The sequence below is a fragment of the Pseudomonas sp. NBRC 111130 genome, assembly GCF_001320485.1.
Classification (GTDB): domain Bacteria; phylum Pseudomonadota; class Gammaproteobacteria; order Pseudomonadales; family Pseudomonadaceae; genus Aquipseudomonas; species Aquipseudomonas vlassakiae.
Map to the genome: position 1 here is coordinate 1 of NZ_BCBG01000074.1, position 11,480 is coordinate 11,480.

Consider the following 11,480-nt stretch of genomic DNA (forward strand, 5'->3'; position numbering starts at 1 on the left):
CATCGAGCATGAACCCCAGCACGCCGATCAGCAGTACCATCGCCATCAGTTCCGAGTAAGCCAGGCGGTCGCGGGTATCGAGAATGAAGTACCCAAGCCCCGCGCTCACCCCGAGCATCTCGCACGGCACCAGCACGATCCACAGGATGCCAATCGCCAGGCGCACCCCGGTCAGCACATGGCCGATAACCCCCGGCACGATCACCTTGCACAAGGTTTCCCAACGCGTGGCACTGAGGCTGCGGCTCAACTGCAGCCAGCGCGGGTCGAGCTGGCGCACGCCTGCGGCCGTGTTGAGCAGGATCGGCCAGAGTGCGGCGAAGGCCAGCAGGAAGTAGATCGGCTGGTCACCCACGCCCATCAGCATCACCACCACTGGCATCCACGACAAGGGCGAGATCATCCGCAGGAACTGGAACGCCGGTGTGGTCGCTGCTTCCAGGTGCCGGTAGCTACCCACCAGCAGCCCCAGCGGCACGCCGATCAGCAACGCCAGCAACAAGCCGACCAGAATGCGCTTGAGGCTGACCCAGACATGCCCGTAGACCTCGCCTTGGCCAAGCAACTCGACCAGGCTGGCCAGGGTCGCCTGGGGCGAGAAGCGTGCCGACAGGCCGTCAGCCTCGCCGAACAACTGAACACCCGCCCACCACAGCAGCAGCAACCCCAGCAGGCCCGCCAGCCCCAGGCCGGCAGCTACGACGTGCTTGCCCATCAGACCGCGAACTCCTCGCTACGCTGGAAGTTCTCGGCGATGCCGAACACGGACGGGCCACCGACTGCGGCAATGGCGTTGCGCACGAAGCGGTCGTCGACCAGGTCGCGAGCCGTCTGCACCGGGTCCAACCCGGCGAGGAAGCCGCTTTCGCCCTCGATCAGGGTGTGCTTCAAGCGCTTGACCAGTTCTTCCGTATAGCTGGGGTATGGGTAGGGCTGGAAGTCGATGCGCTTCTCGTCCCATTGCTGATGCCGGATCGCACCACTGGCCACGTAGCCAGCGCGGTCTTCGGCGGCCGGCGCCAGCACCTTGGTCAGCACCGCCGGTTCATGCGGCGTGTACTTGTTGGGGCCCGCCTTGGACAGCAACGCCGCCGCTTCGGCGCGGTGGTCGCGGGTCCATTGCTGGGCCTTGACGATGGCGTTGACCACCTTCTGCGACCACTCCGGGCGGTTGTTCAGGTCGTGTTCATGCATGAACACCACGCAGCAGGCGTGGTTGCGCCAGACATCGCCGGTAAAGCGCTGCACGCGGCCGACCTTGAGGTTCTCGGCCAGGGCATTGAACGGTTCGGCGACGATGTAGCCGGCGATGCGCTTGCTGGCCAGGGCCGGCGGCATGTCCGAGGGCGGCAGCACCAGCAGGTTGACCTCATTGGCCGCCAGCGAGGCATTGGCAGGTTTCGACACCGGGGTCAGGCCGTTGTCGTTGAGCATCTGCTGCAACACCACATTGTGGATCGAGTACCAGAACGGGATGGCCACTGTCTTGCCGCCCAGTTGCTTCATGTCGCTGATGTCCGGCGCCACGGTCAGGCCCGAGCCGCCGACATGGTTCCAGGCCACCACCTTGGCCGGTACCTTGCTGCCGTAACGTGCCCACACGGTCATCGGCGAAAGCAGGTGGATGACGTTGACCTGGCCAGAGATGAAAGCCTCGATCACCTGCGCCCAGCTGCGCAGCAATACCGGGCGCTCGGCCTTGATGCCTTCAGCCTCGAACAGGCCGTTGTTGTGCGCCACCAGCAGCGGCGTGGCATCGGTGATCGGCAGGTAGCCGATGCGCACCGGCGCGTCGGGTTCGGCCGCAGCGCGAGCCTGCAAGCTGGAGAGCAGCGGTACGGCGCCGGCAGCGGTGAGCATGGCGCTGAGCTTGAGGAAATCACGACGCGAGGTGGAGGAACAGCAGTCATCCATGCACATGGGCAGGCTCCGAAGTCAACGAGGAAGGGGAAGGTTCAGCCGTGCGGCTCGCCCGCCGAAGGGTCTTGAGTATCTCGATTCGCAGCGCGCCCAGCTCCTCGACCCGCTGCGTGCGCGGTTGCGGCAGGCCGATGTGCCATTGGCCAAGGATGTGCGCCGGGTGGTCGCCCAGTAGCAGCACCCGGTCGGACAGCAACAAGGCTTCGTCGATGTCGTGGGTAATCAGCACCGCCGCCGTGTTGTGAGCGGCGATCAGTTGCAGCAGCAATTGCTGCATGTCGGCACGGGTCACTTCGTCGAGCGCGCCGAACGGCTCGTCGAGCAGCAGGACTTCGGGCTGGCGCGCCAGGCAACGGGCCAGAGCGGTGCGCTGGGCCATGCCGCCAGACAACTGCGCCGGATACTGGTTGCGCGCATGGGCCAGGCCCACCGCGCTGATGGCCTGGTCGATGCGCGCGCGGCGCTCGGCTGCCGGCAGCTTGGGCTGGCGGGCGAAATCCAGGCCGAAGGCGACGTTCTTTTCCAGGCTCAACCAGGGCAGCAGGCTCGGGTCCTGAAAGGCCACCGCCAGGCGCGGGTGCGGCCCCTGCAGCGGCTCGCCGTGCAGGGTCACTCGCCCGCTGCGCGGTTGCTGCAAACCGGCCAGCACCCGCAGCAGGCTGGACTTGCCGACGCCACTGGGGCCGAGGATGGTCACCACCTCGCCTGGCGCCAGTTGCAGGTCAAAGCGCGCCAGCACCTCCTGCCAACCACCCTCGCGCGGGTAGCCCAGGTTGATCGCGCAGGCTTGGAGTAGCGTTTGGCTCATGCGTTGGCGGCCTGGCGATGCAGCTCGGCGCGCAGTTGCACCAGGCTTGGGGTAACGATCGGCACGAACGCCGACTCGCGCCAGCGGCGGGCGAAGCCGGCCCCGAACTCATCCAGGTACGCCTTGCCGCCGCTGGCCTGCAGCTCCAGCTGCACGGCGTCGGCAGCACTTTCGGCGAGGGTGATGCGCAGCTTGAACAGCGCCGCCGGCTGGCCCTGGTAGCGCTCCTCGAGCAGACCTTGCTTGAGCTCGGCCACGGTGTTTTCCAGGCGTTCCTTGAGCACCTGGCGGTGTTCTTCGAGGAACGACAGGCGCCCATGCAGGTGTTCGTGGACTTCCTCCAGCGAGCGCCGCGCCAGGCCAATGGCCATGCCGCACTGCAGGGCAAGGAACGCCGGGCGCACCTTGGGCAGGAATTCGCGGGCGTTTTCGTGCAACAGCCAGTCGCGGCTCAACTGCACCTGATGAAACGCCAACGCGGCGGTATTGCTCGATTGCAGGCCCATCAGTTCCAGGTCGTCAGAGCGCTCCAGGCCCTGGCTGGCGGAGGGAATGGCCATCACGAAAGGCGAGCCACCGGCGTCGTCCTCGATGGCCGCCGCCACGACGAAGCCGCTCTTGCGCAGGTTGGTCACCCAGTGCAGGCGGCCTTCCAGCGTCCAGCCCGCCGCCTCGCAGCGGCCACGCACCTGCAACGCCTCGATGCCGGAAAGGAACTTCATGGCGTTGGACAACCCGGTGGCACCGGCCAGCTCGCCGGTCAGCAGGCTGGGTAGCAAGCGCTCGCGCAAACCCTGGTTGGGGCTTTGCAGCAGGTATTCGATAAACGCGCGCTGGCCCCAGCAAACGAAGGCTGCGGCCAGTGAGCGGCTGGCGATGGCGGCGATGGCTTCGACCGCATCGGTGACTGCGCCGCCGCTGCCGCCCAGTGCCGGGGCGACGCCAACGCGCAGCAGTTGCGATTCGGCAATATGCGCCAGCACGTGCTGCGGGTCGCATTGGCCCTGGTCGATTGCCTCGGCATTGGCATCCAGCCATTGACGAAATGCAGCATCAAGCATGTCCCTACTCCTTTTGAAATCACAGGCGCCACCCGCGCCAGGCGTCGATTACGCAGTTGGCTGCCAGCGGTACTTGCTCAGCTCGTCGTTGAGCGGCGTCTGGGCGAACACATTAGCAAAGTTGCACAGGGTTGCGAGACTCACGCCAAGAATCACTTCCAGGGCGTTGCCCTCGGTGAAACCGGCTGCGCGGAAGGCCTGGTAGGTGGCGTCGCTGACGTTGCCGCGGGTGGCAATGACTTCACGGGCGAATTCGGCCAGGGTCTCGTAGCGGGCATCCGGCAGTTCACCACGGGCGCGCAGGGCGTCGACCACTTCGGCGGGCAGCTTGGCCTTGTTCAGGGCCACGGCGGTATGGCCGGCAACGCAGAAGTCGCAACCGTGTTGGGTGGCGGCTATCAATTGCACCACTTCACGCTCGGCCAGGGACAATTCGGACTTGCCGTTCAGGGCCGAGACGGTGACATAGGTCTCCAGCGCTGCCGGGGCATTGGCCAGCACGCCGAGCAGGTTGGGAATGAAGCCGGAGTTCTTCTGGGCGTTCTCGAGGAATGGGCGGGCCGCTTCCGGAGCGCTCTGCAGAGTGTGTAGAGTAATGCGCGAGGTCATGGAGTGGTCTCCTGTCGTGTAGGTCGCTACAGTCTGTTGGTTATAAGAATTACCCTCCATATTCATCAGTCGCCTTTCCTTGCTCCTGAGTCTTTGCATTAGATGATTTCATCCAGCCATCTTGTCGATTGGTTATTAGAGGGCCTCGAACTCGATGCCAGCCTGTTTCATGTCGGCCGCTATTGCGGTGGCTGGCATGCCAGCACCCAAGGCATGGGCCGCGCCAGCTTTCACCTAGTGGTGCAGGGGCATTGCTGGTTGCACCTCGATGGCCGGAGCGAGGCTGTGCGCCTGGCCGCCGGCGATGCCGTGTTCCTGCTGCGCGACCTGGGCTATCGACTGTCCAGCGACCAGGACCCGATTACCGCCTGCGACCAGCCACGCCAGCAAATGCAGGCACTGGATGCGACGGCGAGCGACGGGGTGGGCCTGGTATGCGGGTTCTTCGACTTCCGCGCCGGGTTGTCGTCGCTGATCGTCGACGGGCTGGCCGACTGGATCGTGCTGCGTGCCGATGAACCGGCCGGGCATGCGGCGCGGGCATTGTTCGGGCTGATTCTGGAGGAGTGCCAGCGCTCGCCCTCGCAAACGATGCTGGAGCGCCTCACCCAGTTGCTGTTCCTGTATGTGCTGCGCCAGCAGGTGCATGGCGGGCAGTCGCTTGGCGGGCTGGTCGCCCTCGCCCGTCAGCCGGCCTTCGCCGGGTTGCTGGAGCAATTGATCGAACAGCCTGGCCAGGCCTGGACACTGGAGAACATGGCGGCCTGCACCGGATTGTCGCGCTCGGCGTTCTTCAAGCGCTTCGTGGAGGTGGCCGGGCAGTCGCCGGGGCAGGTGCTGCTGGCGCTGCGCATGCGCCATGCCTGCCGGTTGCTGCAGGCGGGCAATACCGTGGAACAGGTGGGAGCGCAGGTGGGGTATCAATCGGTGGCGGCGTTTACCCGGGCGTTTGCCAAGACCGTGGGTGTGCAACCAGGGGCATATCGACGCCAGCACGAGCAGCGCTGACCGGCTGAAAGGGGGCGCAAAGCGCCCCCTGGCTGTCAGCGAGAACGTTATTTCAGGTCGAAGCGATCGAGTTCCATCACTTTTACCCAGGCCGCCACGAAGTCCTTGACGAACTTGTCATTGCCATCGCTGCTGCCATACACCTCGCTCAGCGCCCGCAACTGCGCGTGCGAGCCGAACACCAGGTCGACCCGGCTGCCCGTCCACTTCACCTGGCCGGTCTTGCGATCACGGCCCTCGAAGCGGTCGTTGTCCGCCGAAGTCGGCTTCCATTCCACGCCCATGTCCAGCAGGTTGCGGAAGAAGTCGTTGCTCAGGGTGCCAGGCTTGTCGGTGAACACACCATCCTTGCTGCCGCCATGGTTGGCACCCAGCACGCGCAGGCCACCGATCAGCACGGTCAGTTCAGGCGCGGTCAGGGTCAGCAACTGGGCCTTGTCCAGCAACAGCTTCTCGGCCTTGACGCTGTAGCGGGCCTTGCTGAAGTTGCGGAATCCATCAGCCAGCGGCTCAAGCACGGCAAACGACTCGACGTCGGTCTGCGCCTGCGAGGCATCGACACGGCCCGGCCGGAAGCCAACGCTGACATTGTGCCCGGCATCCTTGGCCGCCTTTTCCACGGCGGCAGAACCGGCGAGGACGATCAGGTCGGCCAGGGAGATTTTCTTGCCTGCGGCATTGAAGTCACTCTGGATCTTCTCCAGCGCCGCCAGCACCGTGCCGGTGCCTTGGTTGGCCACCCAGTCCTTCTGCGGTGCCAGGCGCAGGCGGCCGCCGTTGGCACCCCCGCGCTTGTCCGAGCCACGGAAGGTCGAGGCTGCCGCCCAGGCGGTGGACACCAGTTCGGCGACGCTCAGGCCCGACGCAAGAATCCTGGCCTTGAGCCCGGCGATGTCCTGTTCGTCCACCAGCGGGTGGTCGGCTTTGGGCAGCGGGTCTTGCCACAGCAGCTCTTCGTTGGGCATCTCCGGGCCCAGGTAGCGCGCCAGCGGGCCCATGTCACGGTGGATCAGCTTGTACCAGGCACGGGCGAAGGCATCGGCCAGCTGGTCGGGGTTATCCTTGAAGCGCTTGGCGATCGGCCCGTAGATCGGGTCGAAGCGCAGCGCCAGGTCAGAGGTGAGCATGGATGGTGCATGCTTCTTGCCCGGATCGTGGGCATCCGGCACCGTGCCTGCGCCTTTGCCATCCTTCGGTCGCCACTGGTGCGCACCGGCCGGGCTCTTGGTCAGTTCCCACTCGAAGTTGAACAGGTTGTTGAGGTACTCGTTGCTCCAACGAGTCGGCGTCGACGTCCAGGTCACCTCCAGGCCGCTGGTAATGGTATCCCCGCCTTTGCCAGTGCCAAAACTGTTGGCCCAGCCGAGGCCCTGCAGTTCGAGGCTCGCCGCTTCCGGTTCAGGGCCTACATTGTCGGCCGGGCCGGCACCGTGGGTCTTGCCGAAGGCATGGCCGCCCGCGATCAGCGCCACGGTTTCTTCGTCGTTCATCGCCATCCGGCCGAACGTTTCGCGAATATCCCGACCTGATGCGACGGGGTCCGGGTTGCCTTCCGGGCCTTCCGGGTTGACGTAGATCAACCCCATCTGCACCGCCGCCAGCGGGTTTTCCAGGTTGCGTTCGCCGCTGAGGTCACGGCTCTGTTCCTCGGGATGTTTCTGTGGCTCCGCGACCAGGTCACCCTGGCCTGGCGGTTGCGCCTTGACCTGCTCCTTGCCGTAACGGGTGTCACCACCGAGCCAGACCTTTTCCGAACCCCAGTACACGTCTTCGTCCGGCTCCCACACATCGGCGCGGCCGCCAGAGAAGCCAAAGGTCTTGAAGCCCATGGATTCCAAGGCGACGTTACCCGTGAGCACGATCAGGTCGGCCCAGGAGATCTTGTTGCCATACTTCTGCTTGATCGGCCACAGCAGGCGCCGGGCCTTGTCCAGGCTGACGTTGTCCGGCCAGCTGTTGAGCGGCGCGAAACGCTGCTGACCGGAGCCGGCACCGCCACGGCCATCGCCGATGCGGTAGGTACCAGCGCTGTGCCAGGCCATGCGAATGAACAGTGGGCCGTAGTGGCCGAAGTCGGCTGGCCACCAGTCCTGTGAGTCGGTCATCAAGGCGGTCAGGTCTTTTTTCAGGGCCTGGAAATCGAGGCTCTTGAACGCCTTGGCATAGTCGAAATCCGGGTCAGGGTTGGATTTCGACGAGTGTTGATGGAGGATCCTGAGGTTGAGCTGGTCAGGCCACCAGTCACGGTTGGTGGTGCCGCCACCTGCGGTTTGATGGAACGGGCATTTCGATTCGTTCGACATCTGCTGTTACCTTTGGGTCGGTTATCCAGATTTCCGGTCTCTGCCAGGTGTTCTTTCAGCCGAGCACATGGGCTCGTGCCTACCCCTCGTCAGGTCTGGTCGGTGATGTGCCGACACGGGGCTGGCGAAGCTCCCACGTCACGTGCGGCGCGGTCTTGCACGCACGTGCTGCCACGCCGCGCACAGGTGGATTTCGCAGGGCCAGGGGAAAGACTAGCCGAGCTTGGGCAGACTTCTAATAGAGTGGCTCTTAAGGGCTGATAGCCCCGGCACATCCATACAAGGCACAACGCTCAGCGTCGTGCTTCAATACACCGCCAACCCCTCCAGCCCGGTGAGCCAAGCCCCATGAACCGCAACGACCTGCGCCGCGTCGACATGAACCTGCTGGTGCTTTTCGAAGCCCTGATGATCGAACGCAACCTGACCCGCGTCGGCGAAAAGCTGTTCATCACCCAGTCCACCGTCAGCGCCGCCCTTGCCCGCCTGCGCGAGCTGTTCGACGACCCGCTGCTGATCCGCAGCGGCCGGGCCATGGAGCCCACCCCGCGGGCCATGCAGATCTTCGCCGAACTGGGCCCGGCCATGGACGTGATTTCGTCTGCGATCAGCCGCGCCCGTGACTTCGACCCGGCCAGCAGTTGCAACCAGTTCCGCCTGGGCCTGTCGGACGATGCCGAGTTCGGCCTGTTCCCGGCCTTGCTGCAAGCCCTGCGCGAGGAAGCGCCTGACATCAGCGTGGTGGTGCGCCGGGCCAATTTCCTGCTGATGCCAGGCCTGCTGGCCAGCGGTGAGATCTCTGTGGGGGTAAGCTACACCACCGACCTGCCCGCCACCGCCAAACGCCGCAAGCTGCGCGATATCGGCGTGCGTGTGCTGCGCGCCGACGACCGCCCCGGCCCGCTGACCCTCGACGAGTACTGTGCGCGGCCCCATGTGATGGTGTCGTTCTCCGGTGACATGAGCGGCAACATCGACCTCGACCTTGCACGCATCGGCCGCTGCCGCAAGGTGGTCCTGGCCGTGCCGCAGTTCGGCAGCCTGCGTGCACTGCTGCGCAATACCGAAATGATCGCCACCGTGCCCGACTATGCCGCCTGCGCCCTGGCAGACGATGGCAGCCTGCGTGCCGATCCCGCGCCCTTCGAGATCACCGAGGCCGAGCTGTCGATGGTGTGGAGCGGCGCCCACGACAACGACCCGGCCGAGCGCTGGCTGCGCGAACGCATTTTGCAGTACATGGCCCGCCCGAGCTGATTCATCGACCCCATCGATAGCCACCATGAATGCCATCAAGTTCCGCGGCAGCCGCGACGGGCGGAAGATGGCGGCATTCACTGATCGATGAGGCTCTAACCATGAAAACCGGCATGCTCGCTGCCCTGCTCGCCCTGTTCGCTGCCCTTGGCGGTTGTGCCGCGCCGGCCGGCCAGCAGGCTGCCCAGCCCTGCGGGCACTTCTACTCGGCCACGGCCATTTCCAGCGTCGCCCTGGCCCCGGGGCAGCATGTGGCCGTGCTGCTCGGGCGTAATGCCGACAGCACCCTCAGCTACCTGCAGCAGCACCGTGACGATGCGGTGGCCAGGTCGCAGCCGCGCAGCATTCCGGTAGCCACCTTGCGCGGGGGCAGCCAGGCCTACGACTGGCTGGCGCATTCGCTGGCCCAGCAGTTCGCCGAAGTGACCTTCTACGAAGACCTGGACAGCCTGCTTGCCGACCACCCGGACGTGATCGTGCTGCTGGACAGCGAAAGCCGCCTGGCCACGGCAGACGTCGAGAGCCGGGTGGTGGCGCGGTTCTTCGACAGCCAGCTGACCTACATTGGCCGCGCCGAAGGGCGTGCGCACAAGGATGTCAGCAACGTAGCGCGGATGCTGGAAGATGAGCAGGCCGCCAAGGCCGATGCCCTGCGCGACTTCGATGCTTCGCTGCAGCGCTTGCTGGGCAGCAAGGTGTGAGCCACGACGACGCTCCGGCAGAATCCAGGGAACTCCTGCCACTCGCCCGCTCTCTTAAGCAGTGAGTGGTTTATTTCCTTGTGCTTCACGTTACTGGAGAACACAACATGCGCCACCTACTCCTCGCCCCTGCGCTGCTGCTCCTGCTGCCTGCCGGTGCTGCCCTGGCCCGCGTCGATGCGGGCGACGTCGCCACCTCGGCCGGTGTTTCCGCCTCGCTGTATTCGACCTTCAAGGACGACAAACGCATCATCCCCGCACAGGACGAGCTGTCGGCCTTCGTCGCCAGCGGCGGGACCATTCGTGGCGCCTATGTGGAGTCGGCGCTGGAACAGGCTCGCAAGGACCATCCTGGCTTGCAGGCCAGTGACGAAGAGCTGGCAAAGGCAATCCTCTCGCAGGATGATCCGGTCGCCCATCATTGAACTTTTGCCACGCAGACTCCACCGGCTCGAACAGCGGTGGAGTTGATGTGCGTACTGGTTTACCCGAGCGACATCGAGCTTAGTGGCTAGGCTCAAGGACTCACTACAACAAGGACGCCCCCATGCCGTTGCCCCGCCCTCCCCACGCCATCGCCTTGGCGCTGCTGATCGCCTGGACCCAGGCACCTGCCGCTGAACCCGCCCCCAACGAGCTGCTCAAGCAGGCCGAGAACGAACAACCGGCGTACCTGCAAACCCTCAAGAGCCTGGTCTCGGTAGACACCGGCACCGGTACCGAAGCGGGCCTGACGCAAGTCAGTGCCGAGCTGGTGAAGCGCCTCAAGGCACTGGGCGCCGAGGTGCAGACTCACCCTGCCAAGCCGTCGGTCGGCGACAATATTGTCGGCACCTTCAAAGGTAGTGGCAGCAAGGACTTCCTGCTGATGGTGCACTACGACACCGTGTTCGTCCCCGGCACCGTTGCCAAACGCCCGTTCCGGGTCGATGGCCAGCGCGCATACGGCCCGGGCGTCGCCGATGCCAAGGGGGGTGTGGCGATGATCCTGCACGCGCTGAAGTTGCTGAACGATCAGCAGTTCAAGGGCTACCGCACGCTCACCGTGCTGTTCAACCCGGACGAAGAAATGGGCTCTGCCGGGTCGAAGCAGATCATAGCCGAACTGGCCCGCAAGCATGACTACGTGTTCTCTTACGAGCCACCGGACAAGGATGCAGTGACTGTCGCCACCAACGGCATCAACCGCCTCAGGCTTGAAGTCAAAGGCCGTGCATCACATGCAGGCTCTGCGCCCGAAGAGGGCCGCAACGCGCTCACCGAACTGGCCCACCAGTTACTCCAGCTAAAGGACCTGGGCGATGCGAGCAAAGGCACCACGGTGAACTGGACGTTGGCCAAGGCCGGCGAAAAGGCCAATATCATTCCGGCCCTGGCCACCGCCGAAGCGGACATGCGCTATTCGGACCTGGGCGAGACTGAGCGGGTACAGGCCGACGCCCAACGCATCGTGCAGAAGCAGCTGGTGGCCGATACCCAGGCCAGTGTCGTGGTCGAAAAAGGGCGACCGCCGTTGGCGCGTAACCCGGCTTCGACCCGATTGGCCGAGACAGCCCAGAAGCTGTACGAAGAAGCTGGCTACAAGGTCGAGCCGATTGCCATGCGCTTCGGCACCGATGCCGGGTATGCCTACGTGCCCGGCAGCGATAAACCGGCGGTGCTGGAAACGCTGGGGGTGGTCGGGGCCGGGTTGCATGGGGACGATGAATACATCGAACTGGGCAGCATCGCGCCGCGCCTTTACCTCACCGTGGCGATGATCAGGCATCTAGCCAAGTGATCTATCGCCTGCGCCGGCCTCTTCGCGGGTAAA

General features: G+C 64.9%; 11 protein-coding genes. 5 read left to right on the forward strand and 6 right to left on the reverse strand.

Annotation, left to right across the window (positions count from 1 at the left end; translation table 11 throughout):
- The 5 genes from APH33_RS22080 to APH33_RS22100 form a co-directional block, all read right to left on the reverse strand.
- On the reverse strand, window positions 1-715 hold a 715-nt coding region (locus tag APH33_RS22080), incomplete at its 3' end, for an ABC transporter permease (protein WP_054887179.1).
- Complete coding sequence (locus tag APH33_RS22085; protein ID WP_054887180.1) at window positions 715-1,920, reverse strand: ABC transporter substrate-binding protein; 1,206 nt, start codon at window positions 1,918-1,920, stop codon at window positions 715-717. The genes APH33_RS22080 and APH33_RS22085, both read right to left, overlap by 1 nt.
- Window positions 1,907-2,728 carry an ABC transporter ATP-binding protein gene (locus APH33_RS22090; protein ID WP_054887181.1) on the reverse strand — a complete coding sequence of 274 codons (822 nt, stop codon included), beginning with the start codon at window positions 2,726-2,728 and terminating at the stop codon, window positions 1,907-1,909. Before APH33_RS22090 ends, APH33_RS22085 begins: the two co-directional genes overlap by 14 nt.
- Window positions 2,725-3,789 (reverse strand): acyl-CoA dehydrogenase family protein, encoded by a 1,065-nt coding sequence (locus APH33_RS22095; RefSeq protein WP_054887182.1) that lies wholly within the window; start codon window positions 3,787-3,789, stop codon window positions 2,725-2,727. Before APH33_RS22095 ends, APH33_RS22090 begins: the two co-directional genes overlap by 4 nt.
- Before the next feature lie 48 nt (window positions 3,790-3,837).
- Window positions 3,838-4,398 (reverse strand): carboxymuconolactone decarboxylase family protein, encoded by a 561-nt coding sequence (locus APH33_RS22100; RefSeq protein ID WP_054887183.1) that lies wholly within the window; start codon window positions 4,396-4,398, stop codon window positions 3,838-3,840.
- A 102-nt stretch (window positions 4,399-4,500) separates the two neighbouring features.
- On the opposite strand from APH33_RS22100, the gene APH33_RS22105 reads away from it, so the two are divergent.
- Window positions 4,501-5,406 (forward strand): AraC family transcriptional regulator, encoded by a 906-nt coding sequence (locus APH33_RS22105; protein ID WP_054887184.1) that lies wholly within the window; start codon window positions 4,501-4,503, stop codon window positions 5,404-5,406.
- A gap of 47 nt (window positions 5,407-5,453) precedes the next feature.
- Here APH33_RS22105 and katG read toward each other — a convergent pair whose 3' ends face one another.
- Window positions 5,454-7,709, reverse strand: a complete 2,256-nt coding sequence (gene katG, locus APH33_RS22110) for a catalase/peroxidase HPI (RefSeq protein WP_054887185.1) — start codon at window positions 7,707-7,709, stop codon at window positions 5,454-5,456.
- Between the two features lie 348 nt (window positions 7,710-8,057).
- Here katG and APH33_RS22115 point away from each other — a divergent pair, with 348 nt between their 5' ends.
- The 4 genes from APH33_RS22115 (at window position 8,058) to APH33_RS22130 (ending at window position 11,447) form a co-directional block, all read left to right on the forward strand.
- Window positions 8,058-8,966, forward strand: a complete 909-nt coding sequence (locus APH33_RS22115; RefSeq protein ID WP_054887186.1) for a LysR family transcriptional regulator — start codon at window positions 8,058-8,060, stop codon at window positions 8,964-8,966.
- A gap of 113 nt (window positions 8,967-9,079) precedes the next feature.
- Window positions 9,080-9,667 (forward strand): hypothetical protein, encoded by a 588-nt coding sequence (locus tag APH33_RS22120; RefSeq protein ID WP_177332437.1) that lies wholly within the window; start codon window positions 9,080-9,082, stop codon window positions 9,665-9,667.
- 107 nt (window positions 9,668-9,774) lie between these two features.
- A complete protein-coding gene (locus APH33_RS22125; protein WP_054887188.1) occupies window positions 9,775-10,092 on the forward strand; it encodes a DUF2388 domain-containing protein in 318 nt (105 codons plus the stop codon).
- 122 nt (window positions 10,093-10,214) lie between these two features.
- Window positions 10,215-11,447, forward strand: a complete 1,233-nt coding sequence (locus tag APH33_RS22130; protein WP_054887189.1) for a M20/M25/M40 family metallo-hydrolase — start codon at window positions 10,215-10,217, stop codon at window positions 11,445-11,447.
- Window positions 11,448-11,480 lie beyond the last annotated feature (33 nt).

Coding starts and splice junctions, on each gene's coding strand:
- APH33_RS22085 (WP_054887180.1), bottom strand. CDS start 1,920: ATGTGCATGGATGACTGCTGTTCCTCCACCTCGCGTCGTGATTTCCTC.
- APH33_RS22090 (WP_054887181.1), bottom strand. CDS start 2,728: ATGAGCCAAACGCTACTCCAAGCCTGCGCGATCAACCTGGGCTACCCG.
- APH33_RS22095 (WP_054887182.1), bottom strand. CDS start 3,789: ATGCTTGATGCTGCATTTCGTCAATGGCTGGATGCCAATGCCGAGGCA.
- APH33_RS22100 (WP_054887183.1), bottom strand. CDS start 4,398: ATGACCTCGCGCATTACTCTACACACTCTGCAGAGCGCTCCGGAAGCG.
- APH33_RS22105 (WP_054887184.1), top strand. CDS start 4,501: ATGATTTCATCCAGCCATCTTGTCGATTGGTTATTAGAGGGCCTCGAA.
- katG (WP_054887185.1), bottom strand. CDS start 7,709: ATGTCGAACGAATCGAAATGCCCGTTCCATCAAACCGCAGGTGGCGGC.
- APH33_RS22115 (WP_054887186.1), top strand. CDS start 8,058: ATGAACCGCAACGACCTGCGCCGCGTCGACATGAACCTGCTGGTGCTT.
- APH33_RS22120 (WP_177332437.1), top strand. CDS start 9,080: ATGCTCGCTGCCCTGCTCGCCCTGTTCGCTGCCCTTGGCGGTTGTGCC.
- APH33_RS22125 (WP_054887188.1), top strand. CDS start 9,775: ATGCGCCACCTACTCCTCGCCCCTGCGCTGCTGCTCCTGCTGCCTGCC.
- APH33_RS22130 (WP_054887189.1), top strand. CDS start 10,215: ATGCCGTTGCCCCGCCCTCCCCACGCCATCGCCTTGGCGCTGCTGATC.